General features: G+C 58.4%; 16 protein-coding genes and 2 pseudogenes. 10 read left to right on the top strand and 8 right to left on the bottom strand.

What is annotated here, in order from left to right; translation table 11 throughout:
* The first annotated feature begins 27 nt into the window (after positions 1-27).
* The 4 genes and pseudogenes from CXY75_RS00935 (at position 28) to CXY75_RS00915 (ending at position 3,517) form a co-directional block, all read left to right on the top strand.
* A pseudogene (locus CXY75_RS00935) lies at positions 28-1,162 on the top strand (IS4 family transposase).
* Between the two features lie 440 nt (positions 1,163-1,602).
* The gene (locus CXY75_RS00925; protein ID WP_146069306.1) at positions 1,603-2,280 is read left to right on the top strand and encodes a GAF and ANTAR domain-containing protein; all 678 of its coding nucleotides are present in this window, start codon (positions 1,603-1,605) and stop codon (positions 2,278-2,280) included.
* 26 nt (positions 2,281-2,306) lie between these two features.
* On the top strand, positions 2,307-3,062 hold the full coding sequence (locus tag CXY75_RS00920; RefSeq protein ID WP_104081007.1) for a GAF and ANTAR domain-containing protein: 756 nt from the start codon (positions 2,307-2,309) through the stop codon (positions 3,060-3,062).
* Positions 3,063-3,190: 128 nt separating this feature from the next.
* Complete coding sequence (locus tag CXY75_RS00915; protein ID WP_104081006.1) at positions 3,191-3,517, top strand: hypothetical protein; 327 nt, start codon at positions 3,191-3,193, stop codon at positions 3,515-3,517.
* Positions 3,518-4,425: 908 nt separating this feature from the next.
* Here the strand turns inward: CXY75_RS00915 and CXY75_RS19635 are convergent.
* Entirely contained in the window at positions 4,426-4,578 is a 153-nt protein-coding gene (locus tag CXY75_RS19635) for a hypothetical protein (protein WP_158251079.1), read from the bottom strand.
* A 283-nt stretch (positions 4,579-4,861) separates the two neighbouring features.
* Here CXY75_RS19635 and CXY75_RS00910 point away from each other — a divergent pair, with 283 nt between their 5' ends.
* A complete protein-coding gene (locus CXY75_RS00910; protein ID WP_104081005.1) occupies positions 4,862-6,610 on the top strand; it encodes a BCCT family transporter in 1,749 nt (582 codons plus the stop codon).
* 143 nt (positions 6,611-6,753) lie between these two features.
* Positions 6,754-7,053 (top strand): ATP-binding protein, encoded by a 300-nt coding sequence (locus tag CXY75_RS00905; protein ID WP_233201650.1) that lies wholly within the window; start codon positions 6,754-6,756, stop codon positions 7,051-7,053.
* A gap of 293 nt (positions 7,054-7,346) precedes the next feature.
* On the opposite strand, the gene CXY75_RS00900 is transcribed toward CXY75_RS00905, so the two are convergent.
* Positions 7,347-8,777 (bottom strand): NAD(P)/FAD-dependent oxidoreductase, encoded by a 1,431-nt coding sequence (locus tag CXY75_RS00900; protein WP_104081004.1) that lies wholly within the window; start codon positions 8,775-8,777, stop codon positions 7,347-7,349.
* A gap of 85 nt (positions 8,778-8,862) precedes the next feature.
* On the opposite strand from CXY75_RS00900, the gene CXY75_RS00895 reads away from it, so the two are divergent.
* Both CXY75_RS00895 and CXY75_RS00890 read left to right on the top strand, forming a co-directional pair.
* On the top strand, positions 8,863-9,501 hold the full coding sequence (locus CXY75_RS00895; RefSeq protein ID WP_104081003.1) for a class I SAM-dependent methyltransferase: 639 nt from the start codon (positions 8,863-8,865) through the stop codon (positions 9,499-9,501).
* A 231-nt stretch (positions 9,502-9,732) separates the two neighbouring features.
* Positions 9,733-9,929 (top strand): annotated as a pseudogene (locus CXY75_RS00890) (transposase); the annotation flags it as partial.
* A gap of 625 nt (positions 9,930-10,554) precedes the next feature.
* Here the strand turns inward: CXY75_RS00890 and CXY75_RS00885 are convergent.
* The 4 genes from CXY75_RS00885 to CXY75_RS00875 form a co-directional block, all read right to left on the bottom strand.
* The gene (locus CXY75_RS00885) at positions 10,555-10,842 is read right to left on the bottom strand and encodes an HU family DNA-binding protein (RefSeq protein WP_104081002.1); all 288 of its coding nucleotides are present in this window, start codon (positions 10,840-10,842) and stop codon (positions 10,555-10,557) included.
* A 366-nt stretch (positions 10,843-11,208) separates the two neighbouring features.
* Positions 11,209-11,367, bottom strand: coding sequence for a hypothetical protein (locus CXY75_RS19630; protein ID WP_158251078.1), 159 nt, complete (start codon positions 11,365-11,367; stop codon positions 11,209-11,211).
* A gap of 379 nt (positions 11,368-11,746) precedes the next feature.
* A complete protein-coding gene (locus CXY75_RS00880) occupies positions 11,747-13,078 on the bottom strand; it encodes an NAD(P)/FAD-dependent oxidoreductase (protein WP_104081001.1) in 1,332 nt (443 codons plus the stop codon).
* Positions 13,079-13,233: 155 nt separating this feature from the next.
* Positions 13,234-13,725 (bottom strand): alcohol dehydrogenase catalytic domain-containing protein, encoded by a 492-nt coding sequence (locus CXY75_RS00875; RefSeq protein ID WP_104081000.1) that lies wholly within the window; start codon positions 13,723-13,725, stop codon positions 13,234-13,236.
* Positions 13,726-13,860: 135 nt separating this feature from the next.
* On the opposite strand from CXY75_RS00875, the gene CXY75_RS00870 reads away from it, so the two are divergent.
* Positions 13,861-14,490: a TetR/AcrR family transcriptional regulator gene (locus CXY75_RS00870; protein ID WP_146069305.1), complete on the top strand. Its 630-nt coding sequence runs from the start codon at positions 13,861-13,863 to the stop codon at positions 14,488-14,490.
* Between the two features lie 520 nt (positions 14,491-15,010).
* On the opposite strand, the gene CXY75_RS20860 is transcribed toward CXY75_RS00870, so the two are convergent.
* Positions 15,011-15,277, bottom strand: a complete 267-nt coding sequence (locus CXY75_RS20860; protein WP_146069304.1) for a recombinase family protein — start codon at positions 15,275-15,277, stop codon at positions 15,011-15,013.
* A 175-nt stretch (positions 15,278-15,452) separates the two neighbouring features.
* On the opposite strand from CXY75_RS20860, the gene CXY75_RS00855 reads away from it, so the two are divergent.
* On the top strand, positions 15,453-16,508 hold the full coding sequence (locus CXY75_RS00855) for a 2,3-butanediol dehydrogenase (protein ID WP_104080996.1): 1,056 nt from the start codon (positions 15,453-15,455) through the stop codon (positions 16,506-16,508).
* Between the two features lie 58 nt (positions 16,509-16,566).
* Here CXY75_RS00855 and CXY75_RS00850 read toward each other — a convergent pair.
* Positions 16,567-16,799 (bottom strand): transposase (locus tag CXY75_RS00850; protein WP_146069303.1); only part of this gene is annotated, 233 nt, incomplete at its 5' end.

The raw sequence follows: 16,799 nt of genomic DNA, 5'->3' as shown, positions 1-16,799 counted from the left end.
TAAGCATTCTCGTGTCACGTTGTAGTTATGGCGCGTACAGGGTGGGTGAAGCCGGTCTCTGACCGCCGGTTGTCGGATTTGATGTCGGTGGGTTTGTTGTCCCGTGTATTCCCGGCTGATGTTATTGACGAGGTTGTCCAGGCTGTAGGGCGGACTGAGCAGCATAACCGGGCATTACCGGCACGGATGGTCTGTCGTGGCCAACGGGTTGGTCCGAGACGTTTTCGCCGCCGTCAAAGTCGGCCATCTTTCAGGCGCGCCGACGGCTGGGGTTCGAGCCAGTGCGGGACTTGTTTGCCCGCGTAGCCCCGCCGCTGGCCGGGCCTGACACGCCGGGGTCGTGGCTGGCTGGGCGGCGTCTAATGTCCATCGACGCAACGATGCTGGATCTGGCCGACAGCGCGGTGAATACGGAGTTCTTTGGCCGGCCACCGGTGAGTCGTGGGGAACAATCTGCTTTTCCGCAGGCACGGTTGCTGGCGTTGGCTGAGTGTGGAACGCATGCCGTTCTGGACGCGGTGATGGATCCGTGCACGACGTTGGAGATTGAACTCTCCCGGGAGCTGGCCGGGCGTTTCAAACCGGGCGTGTTGGTCCTCGCCGACCGCGGCTTCTATGGCTTCCGGTTGTGGACGCAGGCGGCAGCGACGGGCGCTGATCTGCTCTGGCGGGTCAAGACCAACGTCCGTCCCCGGTATCAGGAGACCCTCGCTGACGGGTCCTGGCTGGCGACGATAATCCCAACCCCTGGCACGGGACGGCAGTCAACGACACCAATAACGGTTCGCGTCGTGGACTACACGATCGACGACGGCCGCGAAAATCCTGACTCCTACCGGCTGCTGACACGATCCTGGATCCGGGTGAAGCCTCGGCCGAAGAGTTGGCGACCGTGTATTTCGAACGGTGGGAGATTGAGTCGGTGTTCGACGAGTTGAAAACCCACCAACGCGCCCCGCGCATGGTGATGCGGTCCAAATCCCCGGACCTGGTCAAGCAGGAAATCTGGGGCCACCTGTGCTGCCACTACGCGATCCGCATCCCCATGGTCGACGCCGCCCAGTACGCTCACCGAGACCCCGACCGCGTCTCCTTCATCGCCACACTCCGCATCGCCCGCCGCTCAATCGGTCAGGGCGCTTTTCCCCCCTCCGTAACCTGACAGCGCCACAACAGTCTGGCGTCATGCCATCCACGCCCTCGTCCGAAGGCTGAATCCCGCGCGCCGCCGACGATCCAAGCCTCGCGTCATCAAACGCGGGGTCTCGAAATGGCCCGTCAAACGCTTCCACAACGTCTACTGGCCACAACTCACTCACGAGCCAGAAATCACCATTCAAATGCTCAAATGCACGGTATTGAGGCTTAGTCGACGCGGCGGATCCGCGCGATGAACTGCGTGACGGTGTTCAGCCGGGCGACGGTGTCCTCGAAAATCACTGAGTCCACACCCGACGTTTCCGACCTGTCTCTTGGGCCGTTTCGGCGAGTTAGAGTAACCTAATTGCACTGCCCCGTATAAGGAATGTGATCTCTGAGGGACGACGCAATGACTTGGTTTTCAAAACTCCTAGCCTTGCGCCTCGACGTCCGGACGACGTGATGCACGACAGCAAGAACGATTTCGTGGTTGCTGAACCCACGGATTTGTGCTTACCGTTTATAGACGACCTTGGTGTCACCGGTGTGTCAATCGCCGTTTTCGGTCCGAGGGGCGGTCAATCCACTATCTGCTCGAGTGATGCAGTCGCGGCGCGTATCGATGAATTGCAGTTCGATCTTGGCGAAGGCCCGCAGTGGGCCACACTCAAAACCGGTGTTCCGACGCTCGTGCCGAATGTTTCTACAGGCACGCATGATTCTTGGCCGATTTTTGCAGCTTCGATCGGTTCGCTCCACGTGGGCGCGCTCTTCGCGTTCCCGTTGCTTATGGGAGCAGTTACTGTTGGCACCGTCGGGTTATACCGGCGAACAGCAGGCGCCTTGAACCCGCGGCACATGGAGATCGCAGTGACTCTGGCGTCGGCCTTAACGGATGTTGCCGTACGCCACGCCATCGCGGGTGCCGACAATGAGGGCGATGGAGAGTCGATGGTGACCCCGGCGATGAGGCGCGAGGTTCATCAGGCAACAGGGATGATCCTTGTTCAACTGGATACCACTGGTACTATCGCCTATTCGCGCCTGCAGGCCCACGCTTTTGCCAACGGTCGAACCGTTCAAGACGTCGCCCGCGACGTCGTCAGTAGGCACTTGAGCTTCAGATCTCTCCCCGAATAATTTCACTATCGAGAAAGGAGCAAGCCATGGCTGACTTTATGCGCGAGGCGAGACTAAATAGAGCGTTCGTTAAACTAGCCGACACCCTCACGGACGATTTTGACGTCGTTGACCTTCTTCAAAACCTCGTGGAACAATGTGCGGAAATTCTCGACACCCAAGCTGCGGGTCTCATGCTCCTCGATGGTTTGGGCGAGTTGCAGCTAGTGGCATCCACCAGTGAAGAAACGACTCTTATAGAGGTAATGCAACTGAACGCGGGCGCCGGACCGTGTGTCGAATGCTTTACGACCGGGAAACCGGTGACCGTTGGCGATATCGAACGTTCCGGGGATCGGTGGCCTGCCTTCCGTCTTGAAGCGATGCGACAAGGTTTCAAATCCGTGCATGCGACGCCAATGCGTCTTCGCGGACAAGTGCTGGGGGCTTTGAACATGTTTAGCATCCACGTGGGTGAACTGGTCGCCGCCGATGTCGCTGTTGCGCAGGCCTTAGCCGACGTTGCCACCATCGGACTCCTGCAGGAACGAGGAAGCAGAGAGAAAACTCTCGTCGCGGCGCAGTTACAACAAGCCCTTAACTCCCGCATTCTGATCGAGCAAGCCAAGGGTGTTGTATCGGAAAGCGCTGAGCTGACGATGGACGAAGCATTCGCGGCTTTGCGAAAATATGCGCGCGACCACAACCTCACACTCACCACCGCAGCCACCGCAGTTATCGACCGCAGCGTCGATTTGGGAAGCCGCGTCGGGGCGAAAGGCGAAGCCGGCTCACACGTCTGAACCCGGCACGGCGAAATGGCCGTTCCTTGATGATGACGACCATTGACTCACAGGCATCTCCGACGTAGGGTCAAATTGTTGCTCTAGCCCTCGGCAGCGGTTTATCCGTAGCGATCCGAGGAGCATAAATGCTTGATAATCAGCTTTATCCACGCACCGATGACGGATCCAAGAACACGACTCCTGTCGATTCCAACGAAGATGCCGCGAACTATTGCTGGAGTCACTGCATGTCAATCACCCAGGTTTCGGCTTATGGGTGGCTCGTGCGTCGCGAGCCTCGTGTCGGCAATTTTGATGGACTCCTCGGCTGCGTAGAGCAACGAAACGAGAGTTTCGAAGTGATGGAAATCGGCGGCGGTTTTCGCTGGACCACCTTCACAGCGCTTCGTGATGTGGTCACGCATCTGGCATCAAGGGCAGAGTCCGGATCCACCGGGCTGGTGAGCGCGTGACCGCGATCGCTCCTGTGCTTGATCCGATGAATGGTTCCGATCACCCGCGGGCGTTGCCACTTTCTGCCACGTGCGGCGGTGAACTGAAGTTCTCAGAAGACCTAACTGAAGTCATCGTTATTTGGGTCGCGGAGATCGCCGTGCACGATTCGAGACGATCTTCGTAAACGTTTGTTTAGCCCTTGCAAATTCTAGGTTTAGGTCATTATTTTCGCGGCAATCCCGGTCGCGGCCGTCGACATGGATGACGATAGCTAGGTAGCCCTGCCTCCGGTTAGTGGCCCAAGAAAGCATCGTTGGCTCTTGGAGCCCTAAAACCTCGACGTGGATGAACCATCCGCCAACAATGCCCTAATCTCTGCACACGCTGATTAGCCGGCATCGATGAAAAAAGCTCGTGCCGCTGCCACGGCGAATGTGGAGCACAGAAGTAGATAGCTCTCGTGGTGGCCATCGTGATCTGCCGGTGCTGGGCCAGCTCGGTTCCCTGATCCCACATCAGAGTCTCACCCACGTGCTCTGGGAGATTTCTCATGACGGCCAACAGCCCATAGCGAACTGTGATCGCGCCGGGTCACCGGGGAAGTGGACCAGCATCGTGAACCGTGTCTGACGCTCCACCAACGTAGCGATCGCCGACCGCAGTGTGACCCCGCAATCAGATCTCCTTACCAATGCCCCGGCACGGCTGGAAACCTTCCCCGGTCGCTCACTGACCCGAGTTCTTCGCAGCAAGCCGTCGCGGACGCCGAATGGCGCGGCCGGTGCGCACACGCTGATGCAGATTACCGTGTAAATCACCGCGGCCGCCTCCACAAAGCGCCTGGTAGATCGCTTCCTGTCTGACTCGTATCTCCTGTCGATCCGCAAAACACCGCAGCCAGATGAGCACTGATTTGCTCCGGACCCTATTTCATGTACAACTTTTTTTGCACCAAGGATTTCAGTTCCAGATGGTCGAATTTGCTGGCCTTGGGACAGCTGTTGGCGGCCAGCTGAGGCGTGGCCTCCGCTGAAGCTTTCGTTTCGTCGTCATCACGAAGTGCATCGAAATCGCGCACAGTCCATCCTCTCGTTTCCGGGCTGCGTTCAACTAGGTTTACGTGCCGTCAGCAGGTCCTGAGCTGCATTATGGCGCTGGCCTAATCCGAAGTTACGAGTGCTCTAAGCCCCTATTTCCATGTTGGTGCATGGATACGCGGACGGCGTCAGTGTGTGAACCGCGCTGTTTCACACGGTGGCTGTGCCAGATAGGCTGAAAATCTGACCCACGAGGTACGTTCCTGGTGGCGCAGTAACGGCTTCTATCGTTTATCGCTATCTATTCTGTGAGAAGGTTCCACCGTGAGCGCACAGCCCGACGTATCGGATAAGACGCCAAAAGCAGCCGGTCGACGAGGCCGACGAATTGTCATTCCGGCGCCTCGAGTGTTCTACCCAGCTCTCGGCATCATTCTGGCCGTCGTTATCATCGCCATCGCTTTCCCCGTGCGCACCGGTAGCGTTCTGGCCCTTCTACAGGGTTGGGTGGTGGCTGGCCTCGGGCCGTACTACATGGTGATTGTGGCCGCGTTCGTGGTGTTTGCGATCTGGATGGGGGCGAGCCGCTTCGGCGACATCAAACTCGGGCAAGACGACGACAAGCCGGAATTTGGCATCATGAGCTGGTTTGCGATGCTCTTCGCCGCAGGCATGGGCATTGGCCTCGTCTTCTGGGGAGCGGCCGAGCCCCTCACCTTCTTCACCGACCCCAAGCCGGGCGTGACTGGAGACTCGCAAGAGCTGGCTGCGGCCGCCATGTCGCAGACCTTTTTACACTGGGGCTTCCATGCCTGGGCCATCTACGCCGTGGTTGGGCTCGCTCTGGCCTATTCCATCCACCGCAAGGGACGCCCGGTATCCATCCGTTGGGCGCTAGAGCCGCTGCTCGGCGACCGGGTTAAGGGCCGTCTCGGTGACACCATCGACGTCATCGCCATCGTCGGAACGCTGTTCGGTGTGGCGACCTCACTCGGGCTCGGGGTTCAGCAAATCGCGGCCGGACTGAGCTACCTCGGTGTCGTGGGCGAGGTCAACAACACCCTTCTTGTCGTTCTCATAATCGTCATCACCGCCATCGCCACCATTTCCGTCGTCAGTGGTGTCGGCAAGGGCATCAAATGGCTCTCCAACATCAACCTCGGAATGGCCGGCCTTCTTCTGATTGCTGTTTTGGCCTTCGGCCCGACCCTGTACTTGCTACGCCTACTCGTCGAGTCCATCGGCGGGTATTTTCAAAACGTCGTCGGCCTCACCTTCGACACCGCTACCTTCACCGGCCAAGCGGGAATCGACTGGCAGGGCGCCTGGACAATCTTCTACTGGGGCTGGTGGATCTCCTGGGCACCGTTCGTCGGTGTCTTCATTGCCCGCATTTCGCGCGGCCGTACCGTGCGCGAGTTCATCGCCGGCGTGCTGCTCGTGCCAACCCTAGTCACCTTCGTCTGGTTTACCGTCATGGGCGGCAGCGCCATCCGCCTCGCCTGGGAGGGCGACGGCGGAGGGCTCTTCGACCCCACTGTCGGCATCATCTCCGAGAACGTGCTGTTCAACTTTCTCGGCCAGCTGCCGCTCGGCGGGATCCTCTCAGTGATCGCGGTTATTGTCGTGGCGATTTTCTTCATCACCTCGGCCGACTCCGGATCACTCGTGATCGACATGCTCGCCTCGGGCGGCGACACCAACCCTCCCAAATGGAGCCGCATCATGTGGGCGAGCCTCAGCGGAATCGTGACCATCGTCCTGTTGCTGGCCGGCGGGCTCGCTGCGCTGCAAACCGGCGCGATTCTGACCGCAATTCCGGTGAGTGTCGTCATGATCGGTATGTGTATTGCCACCTATAAGGCATTCCGCATGGAGCACGAGGTTCTGGTCAGTCTTGAACGGCGTCAGCGTCGTGAGGAGATGGCCCGCCGCATCGGCAAGACCGTCACCGCGCACCTCGAGGAGAACTTCGACGACCACTTCGGAAACCAGATCGACGGCCACATCGAGGCGGCACTGACCGACAAGCCCACCCAGCGACCGCGTTGGGGCCGCCGCCCGAAAGCGTAGGGCCACTTAACCGCTCCATCTCACTCGCGAAGCCGCCATAGTTCCCGGCCTCACCCCGCATTCTGACCCAGCTTCAGGCCGACTTCAGAACGAAAAACCGTGCGTATGGCAAAATATGCACCGCACACTGCGCGGCTTGTCTCGTGAGTCGCGTTCAGTTCTCGTTCACACTCCTCATGATCGATGAAGAATTTCTCGTCGAACCCGACGAGAGCACCCAGAGCACCCAGAGCACCCAGAGCATGCTGCTGGAACTGTCAGGGCGGCGCTACGACGAATCATCAACGGTGTTCTGCACCCAGTACGCGCGGAAGCACCGGCACCAGCAGCTCGGTTCCAGCATCCACGCCGGCGCGATCATGGACCAGGTCGTGCACCACGGGATTTGGGTCGAGACGGGCAGCTACAACATGCGCGCCAACGCCGCACAACGCGCCGTCTGATGGATGGGAAGGATCCAGCGGCTCCCCAAGCCCGCGTGCTGCTGACTCTCTTTTGCAATGCAGGCGGTCGTGAAAGGCAACGCACCAACCGATGGATCAATAACGACTCCCTCTCGTTTCTCGGCCGTATCACCAACGGTACGGAGACGATCGTCGTGTGCAGCCTGTGGCTGGTTTTCCTGTTCTTCGCCTGGCAGATCGCGGTCGTCTGGGTCATTTTCCTGGGCATCAGTGTCGTCCAACGCACGTTCAAGCCACCGGGCACTGCGCTGACGCCTGCCTCGCTCCCGACCTCACCGAAGGCGCGCACTCCGCAACTGCCGGAGGATGCGCGTCGCCACCAGAACGAGACCGGAGTTGAGCCGGTGGCGCACATCGGCCACGGCCACGTTCCAGAGGCCGTCGTTATAGGTAGGGTAAGCGTGCGTAGTTCCGGCGATATCGCTCGTAGTGAGCCGGTTCTTAACCGCCAGGGAGATCTCGCCGAGGGTCTCTCCGGCTCGAGGACCCACAACGGTGCCGCCGAGCACCCGACCGCGTTTGTCAACGACCAGCTGCGTGTAGCCATCCGTTTTCGACTCCGTCACAGCGCGGTCGACGTGCTCGTGGTTACAGGTGACGATGCGGCGGCCCCCGGTCACATCCTTGGATTGCAGGCCGACGGCGCCCACCTCTGGGTAGGTGAACGTGACCCGGGGAATCGCCACACTGTCGAAGCTACGGGCCAGGCCGAGGATCGCGTTGGTCGCGGCCACGCTGGCATTCACTCCAGCGGTGTGGGTGAACTGGGCCAGCCCGGTTACGTCTCCTGCGGCCCAGATACGGGGGTTGGAAGTTTGCAGCCGAGAGTTGATAACGACGTTGCCGTGAGAGTCGAGTCGCACCCCCACACGCTGCAGGTCGAGACCGGCAGTGTTCGGACGGTGGCCCAGTGCTGTAAACACCCGGTCAAACGATACGGTGCTTTCATCGCTGAGTGTGAACGTGCCTGAGTGGCGATCGGTCGAGGAGACCTTGGTCACGATGGAGTTCGTGTGCACGTCCACGCCGTCCGCGATGATCGCAGCCTGGATGATGGCGCTGGCCCGTTCGTCCTCCTTGTGCAGAATACGGGGCCCGCGCTCTACGAGCGTCACGGCCGATCCGAGACGGGCCATCGCTTGAGCGATCTCACAACCGATCGCCCCGCCGCCAAGCACAACGAGCCGCTCGGGGAAGGTGCGCAGGTCCCAGAACGTTTCGCTGGTCAGTAGATCGACCGCGTCGATCCCCGGGATGGCCGGCAACACCGGCGAGGCACCGGTAGCAATCAGGGCTTGCCGAAAACGCAGCTCACGTCCATCGACGTCAATAGTGTCGGGACCCGTGAAACGTGCCCGGCCCCGCACCACCTCGATGTCGTCCCGCACGAGCGACTCCTCGGAATCAACCGGGGCTATTTCGTGCATGGCGGCCTGCACGTGCTCCATCACCCGAGCGAAATCCACAGCGACATCACTCACGCTCACCCCGAGGCCCGCCGACGAACGAGCCGTCGTGGCGGCACTCGCGGCGGCGATCAAGGACTTCGAGGGCACACAACCAGTCCACAGGCAATCGCCACCGAGACGGTTGTCCTCGATCAGAACAGCCCTCGCGCCGAACCTCGCTGCGGTGCGGCTGGCCACGAGCCCAGCCGTTCCTCCGCCGATGACGACGAGGCCCCATGCGTGTGTTTCATTCATGTCTGCGAGCGTAGACGGTCTACACTGCCTTCAGCCACAGCGAGGCTGGTTAGGCTGATGAGAACGAAAGGCCGGTCTAGCACTCATGGTCAATGTCTACGAGGCTGCGGGCCCCCTCTACGATGCGCTGTCTGGAGAACGTGTCGTCTACCGAACCGGCCGGGAATCGGGTGTGGCGCTGTTGAAACCAAGTACCGGCGATACTGTCCTGGACGTCGGCTGCGGCACGGGACTGAACTTTGCCTTACTCGTCGACGCCGTCGGGCCGTCGGGCACCGTGGTCGGGCTAGACCGCAGCCCGAAAATGCTCGAGATGGCCCGCCGCCGAGTGGAAGCCAACGGGTGGACATGCGTGTGCCTGGTCAAAGCGGATGCCACCACGTTCGACCCGAATGAGATCGCGAAGGAACTCCCGGCACCGTCGAGCGGGCTCGTCGACGCCGTGTTCTCCAGCTACGCGATGAGCGTCTTCGACGACTGGCACCCCGCCTGGGATCGGATGCGGACGCTACTCAAGCCCGGCGGACGCGCCGGCATCGTGGACATGCAGCTGCCCGTCGGCCGCGCCCGGGTGTTCTCTCCACTCGCGCGGCTGGCCGCCTCAGTCGGCGGGGCCGACCTCCACGCTCACCCGTGGGCCGTCATCGAACGTGAAGGTACAGATGTTCGCTCCGCATCGCTGCGCGGCGGACACATCCAAGTAGTGGCGGCCACAATCGCCTAACCGACGACTTGGGTCTTATGTGACCCAGATCACAGAACTCCGGGGAGGCAATATCTACCATTCGTAGATACATATCTGGCAGACGAAAAATTCGCTCCTATGAAAACAGTACTCAAGGACACCGTGATCGGCGAAGCGCCTCCAGAACCAGCTGATCAAGATTGAGCTAGTGCGGATATCTCGGACAGTGGGCCATTTTAAAATGGGGCGTGACTGAAAGTTGAGATCAGCATAACCGCATCGCGGAGAAAATTTACCCAAAGTTCAAGGACGAGCTGTGCCGCGAGGTGATCAGCACGTCCAAACCGATCAAGGACGTCGCGACCGCGCACGGTGTCGGACCCGAGACGCTTCGCAATTGGCTGAACAAGTACCGCGAGGCCAACGGCGGCACGGAGACGGATCTGACGCTGTCGGAACGAGCCCGTTTTTTCTCGATCGCCATGCCCTCGATCATGGTCTTCTCGACTCCGAGCAGAGTTCGCCATACTGTGATCTGTTGCACGCCGTTTTCTCGTCTCTCAGTTTCTTATCTTTGTCAGTTAGAAACTTAAACAGAGAGCGGCGTGCACTCGTTAAGGCACTCGGAAACAACCCACGCTTACGTCAGGAGGCCAGTGCATTCTTAGCTTCGATGAACATACGCGATTCGTGTTGCGTGATGGATACAGAGGAGGGCTCGACGTTGGCACGACAGTCTCGCATCAGACTCATCCGTAACGACAAGTCAAGATAATCGCTCCCTGCTGAAACAGCACGGGCTGCATGATGCCAGTATTATATCCATCGCGGGAGATCACTTTGGGATTCATGCTGAAAATAACTGTCAACGCTGACCTTAGGCGTCACGAGAAAACTTTCGTTAGCGCCGCTTTTCACAACGATACTTATGGTGAGTCGACGTATCCGTTCTGCACAGGAATCAGATGCGGCGCGTCCTCTCATAAATACTCTGAGCGTTAGAGCGCGTCATGGTCAAACTCAACACCGCTCAGTGAGACACGTAGAGCGTCGATCACGTCGACGCTTACTGGCAGTGCTTCGAGCAGAAACTTATTTGGCGGCTGCTTTGAGCTTGCTTCCGGCAGTGAGCTTGACGCGGTAACCCGCAGCGATGGTGATCTCTTCACCCGTCTGCGGATTACGACCGGTGCGCGCCGCAGTTGCCGTGCGCTCGACCCCGAGCCATCCCGGGATAGTGACCTTGCTATCGTTCTTCACGGCCTCAGCGACGGTTGCAAAGAAAGCATTCAGAATGCCATCGACTGCGACTTGGCTCTGTCCTGAATCGGCTGCAACCTTCGCAACGAGCTCAGTCTTGTTCAGCGAATTATCAGTCATTGAGTGTCCTCCTCGGACCTTTGCCTGTAAAACCAGGTATTCACATAAAGCGGGCGACGCCTCCAGAAAGAACGTCCGGTCACCGGTGGGACCCCCCCAACCGAATCTAACAGAGTCTGGGTTTCGTGTTTATATGGCAGGACTTTTTCCGAACAAAATGTGTCGTCGATTGAGAAGTCCCACTAATACCGGCGCATTTCACAAAAATAACGGCCAATCCGCTATCTATCTTGATACAACGAAGCCATGAATCCGAAAACCACAGCCTTGGGTAAACATCCAGCGCCTCCGCCCAACCCTGCACAACCCGGTATGTGAGCAAGGCCCGGCACACTATCCACCGACGCGGACTGTGCGCGGCTTGAGTTACAACAGCTGCTGCAGCGCCCGCTCGATGGCGAGCTCCAGGGTCGCGAAATCATGAGCAGCGACGGCGGTTGCTACCCCCTTCGTGGCAAACGGTGTGCGGCCGCCAGCATCTATCTCGCCGCCCTGCGTCAAGCCCAGACTGCTGGTATCGCTCACCTCGGTGGGACGTAGACATGAAGCCTTTTAGGCAGCATGCTTGCCTATCGGGACGCTGTAATTTGTCTCGCGCTACGCCTATTCACCCGCCATGTCGCCGGGTGTTTGCTCGTTTACGCGGACGCTGTATGGCAACCAGAAGCCCCGGCGAGAGCAGAACCTTCGGGGTCATCGCCGCGGTGTGCTCCGTTCGGGACATGCCTCAACTTTGTCAGAGGCGCCGACGAAGCATGAGAAGACACGTTCTGGGACTTCACTGCCCCCTCCGTGAGTGTTCTAACGCCAACAGCTGGGCTCCCAGAGGTGAGCGCGGCCGTGGATTAGCGACAGTCGTGCTCACGGGTACCGAAGTTCTTAGTCCCGGTGCTGCGTCGAACTTTTATTTCTGTTTGGTTACAACGGGTGTGGTCTTGAGAAAGCTGGCGCGTGGGTTGCTGCGGCCAACGATCGGCGTCGTGTCCCCGCCGGCAATCAAATTGGTCATCCATCCCGCCAAGATGCGCATCTTGCGATTCGTGGTCGGCATAGCGTAAAGGTGATATCCGCGGTGAGCCAGCCACGCTGGTACATTCTTGAGCTTGATGCCTTTCACGATGCCTGCTCCCTTGCCGATGCCGAAGCTCGCGACCGTTCCAAGCGATTTGTGCCGATATTCCACGACCGGTCGTCCGGTCATTATGGCGAGGATGTTAGCGGACACTGTCCCGGCCTGACGCACAGCATTCTGCGCATTCGGTGGATAGTAGGCCGGTTGTGTCGCGGCCAGTAGGTTCGGAACTTGCGCTCCGTCCCCGAGAGCCCACACTCCATCGATTTTGACGCCATCGTTGGTCTCCACCTGGAGTGTGGCGTTAACGTTGACGTGGCCCTTGGGGCCCAGGGGCAAATTCAGCTCTGTCAGAACGGGGTTCGGCTTCACCCCGGCAGTCCAGACGATCGCGCCAGCTGGTATTGCCTCGCCATCGCTAAGGACGACATTGCCATCGATGCAGGATGGCATCGTCGTATTTAGGCGGATGTCAATGCCTCGAGCACGGAGCTGGTCGAGGGTCCATTGCGAGAGTGTAAGTCCTACTTCGGGTGCGACCCGGTCGAGCGCCTCCACCAGGACGAAATGTAGCTCTTCATAGGAGAGTGCACAGTAACTATGGATCGCGGCCTTCGCTGCATCATCAAGCTCTGCCATCGCTTCAACACCGGTGTAGCCTCCGCCGATGAAGACCGTGGTGAGCAACTTCCGACGCTCTGCCACGTCCTGAATGCTGGCGGCGCGGGCAATGTTTCCCAGAATGCGGTCGCGCACGTACTGTGCTTCTTCAACAGTTTTGAACCCTACGCCGTTCTCGGCCAGTCCCGGTGTGGGAAAGGTGCGCGTGACCGCTCCAAGCGCAACAACAAGGTGATCGTAGGGAAATTTTTGGTGTTCACCATCTGGTGTCATCACCGTGACGCTCTTACTGGCGCTGTCTAGGCCGGTGACAGAAGCCTGGACGACATTCGAGTGTCGGAGCGCCTTGTGCAAGGAGACAGTCACATCGCGGGCCTGGATGTGACCGCCAGCGACTTCGGGCAGAAGCGGCTGATAGGTGTAATACGGCAATTCATCAATCAGCGTAATGCCGGCCCGACGGGTCGCGTGCTTCTTCTGCAATTTAAGAGCGGTGGTGAGCCCGGCGGCTCCACCGCCGAGAATAACGATGCGTGTTGTCATGAGTGTGTCTCCTCCAACTGTGCTGAGTGCCAATGATATTTTTCAGTGCTGATCGCTTGGTGCAGCGCGCGCTGACGCACTGTTTAAATATGGTGAAACAGCGGTCAATAACGTGGCGGCGTGTGTAAGCCTTCGTTCCGACGCCCGGCGGACGATCATCGGTGCACCCTCGACACTGCATACGGAGAAGGAAACTCTTTGTTCACGACGGCAGGCTGGTTCTCGTGCATACGTACACGTTCAGCGAATCCGCCGATGCCGAAGGCTTGAACCATTGTGGTTACGTTCTCGCTGACGCGGGCGTTCTCAGTGCCACGAAGAGTTGCCTTAGGGCTCAGACAGTAGAAAGTGCGACCAGCGGTGCAGTTCTTATATGTCCCACAAAACTGGATGAGAGAAGCAACGACAGGATCTCCGACCGACACTCCTATAATTTCACTCCCTACAGCTGAAACGATCCCGGCGACTTCGTGATCCAAAAATGCGCGCATCGTAAATCCATCATCAGTCGTGACTAGATGCAGGTTGCTATGACAAAAGCCTGACACTTTAACGTCGACGAGAACTTCCCGGCCGATGGGATCGGCCAGTTCCACGTCGTGAATTTTGAATCCTTGGCCGACACCGGTGGATACTGCCGCTTTCATCACTGACTCCCCACAAAAAAATGAGCATCATACGTTTGTTCCGGCGTCCATAGCGAGACACGCTGTTCCACTATCAACTGTACGCTGTTCTGGACTAGAGTCCAGGAAACCTAGTGGGGGTCGTAAACTTTTTGAATGTCCTTCTCAAACGCTGATTCCATTCGAAGCGGGTTGCAGACGTCGCAAGATCCTCGTGTAGGACGCAGCCGCGCAATGATCATCGCCGCTGCGCGCGAACTCGCAGCCAAGGCCACCTCCGGGTCGGTCATCACAGCATCAGACGTCATCCGAGTCGCTGGCGTCAGCAAGGGATCATTTTATTCGCATTTCGCCAATCTCGACGAAGTTGTGACACTCATACTGCGTTCTGAGTTTGAACTCAACCGGCGCCTCTACCTCAACGATTACAACGATCCAAAGGTCGACCGGTTACAGGCGCTGCGCAGCGCACAGGCACGTATCGTCAACCAGTTCACAAGTAACCGTCCACTCTTCGCGGGCTTGGCCACTCAAAGCGGCACGGTTCCTATCCGAGCCGAAATAACACGGTCGCTCACCATCGAGATCTCGGCGACTCTCGCGACCTTGGATAACATCCCTCCAGGCGTACAAACCGACATCGTCGCTACCTACATCGTCGGAGGAATCACGGCTCTCATGAACGCCTGGTTCCTCGATATCATCGTTACTAGCCCCGACGAACTCGTCGAACACCTGCTACGACAGCTGCCCGCGTGGCTGTCCGCACCACATGGCGACTCGTGAAGAAAGTCCAATGAGCTAAAAGCAGTCGAGCTTGGTTAGGACAAGAGTGTCGCCGATTCGGCATGCCGGTAACTTCTCCCGCAGACCTGGTCCGGTCGCCGTACGAATCGAAAAAATAGTTCACTTTTTTTCTCGCGCGCAAACGGCGGCTTACACAAGAGTGGCAACTCTTTTCGGGTTGACATGCGCCCACTACCTCGACCGTCATAGCGGCTTCGATCTCGAGGTGTACAACACGTTGGGCGGTGTCTCTAGCACGGCGATAGCAATGCAATCCGTATGAACGGAATTCCAACCATGGCCAGCAGATTCGACAACAAAGCGGACGATATCGGCCACAGATCTTCCATAAAACTCGACGTGATTGGCTCGGAGAATCGGCGTTCATTTACCTCCTGGTAAAACGTGGCACAGCAGAAGATGTCCGTATGTGCGCTGATGTCCACCCGGAATAGATCTGGATTTCTCCCGTGAAATAGTCCGGTCCAGCAAGCGTCGACGACCCCAAGCTTCTCGGCAATCATTTTCGGGTGCCAGCAGTGACATGTTCGATGAGGCCTTCACGCTCATACTCCGCCAGCGGCGCGGGCATGTTCAGCATCAAGCGACCGTTCATCATTACAGGTTCGATACCATCCGAGATGGCGCGGTTTCCAGCCCGATCAATTTCAAACAACGGTCGCCGCACGCTCAACTTACGTTGGAGAGGCAACCATAGCGAAAACTCCAAAACGATTTCGATTCCCCTCCCGCCAACATCAAAAAAGCAAGCGCGACCTTCGGCCATATGTTTGAACCGCTGCCTTAGCAGCACACGGAAAACATCGATCCCACCTTCCACCTGCTCGGGGGCTGGCGATCGTGCAGCGATGGCAACTAGCCTTGATAGAGCCGGCTTGCACCATAAAAGTTCGGCTAAATGGCGACTCAACTTGGCCGCCCAAGTTATAGAGGAGGACTATATGAAGGCTGCACGATTTTACGCTGCTGAAGATATCCGGATCGACGACATCCCCGAACCCGAACTTCGACCCGGTACGGTCATGGTCGACATCGCCTGGAACGGTATCTGCGGAAGCGATCTGCACGAATACCTCGAGGGCCCAATTTTTATCCCAGCTCCGGGTCACCCACACCCCATTACACGGGAAGAACTCCCCATCACGATGGGGCATGAGTTCTCCGGAACCATCAGCGCTCTCGGCGCGGGCGTCACCGACCTTCAAATCGGCCAAAGCGTCGTCGTTGAGCCTTACATAATGCGTGATGACGTCTCGATGGAACCCGGTGAGGAATATCAACTAGCACCGGACACGAACTTCGTCGGGCTGGCCGGCCACGGTGGAGGACTCAGCGAGAAAGTCGTAGCTGACAGAAAATGGATCCACCCCGTCGGAGACATTCCTCTCGACCAAGCCGCGCTGATTGAGCCTCTCGCAGTCTCCCACCACGCATTCACCCGCAGCGGCGCAAAAGCTGGACAGGTAGCTCTCATCGGAGGCGCCGGTCCGATCGGGTTACTGACAGCGGCAGTACTCAAGGCCGAAGGTCTGACCGTAATAGTGTCCGAAATCAGTGCCGCCCGAAAAGAGAAAGCGACCACAACAGGAGTTGCCGACCACGTCTTCGATCCAACCGAGGTCAACGTAGCCGAAGAGGTACGCAAACTAACCGACGGTAAGGGCGCTGATGTCGCCTTCGAATGCTCAAGCGTCAACCCGGTCCTCGACATGCTTATCGATGCGGTGAAGCCCACCGGCACCATCGTCAACGTATCAATCTGGGGACGGCCTGCAACTATCGACATGGTTAAGATCGTGACCAAGGAGATCGCACTCATCGGTACGATGGCCTACGCACACGATCACCACGCCGTCATCAAGCTCGTGCAAGACGGCAAAATCGACCTAGAACCCTTCATCACTAGCCGCATCGCACTCGACGATGTCGTCAAAGAAGGATTCAAACGCCTCGTCAACAACAACGAAACCGAAGTAAAGATCCTCGTCCACCCTTAGCCTGAATTCACCGGTCGGCCTGGGTGTGTCTCGTTAACGGTGTTTTCGGCGTTTTTCATTAGTAGGATTCTGCGTTCGGCCAGCGGTCGTGGAAGGTGATGGCGAAGGCGTTGAGAGCTGGCTTCCAACGCATCGTCCAACGAGCTCGGCCCTCACCGGTGGGGTCGAGACTTCGAGTGACTAGATACAAGCATTTTAGAGCGGCTTGCTCGGTGGGGAAATGTCCTCGAGCACGCACCGCCCGCCGGTACCGGGCATTGAGTGACTCGATCGCATTGGTGGAGCAGATCA

Origin of the sequence: Cryobacterium sp. Y11 (genome assembly GCF_002929535.1) — a bacterium.
GTDB lineage: Bacteria > Actinomycetota > Actinomycetes > Actinomycetales > Microbacteriaceae > Cryobacterium.
This window is presented reverse-complemented; position numbering and strand designations above follow the sequence as displayed.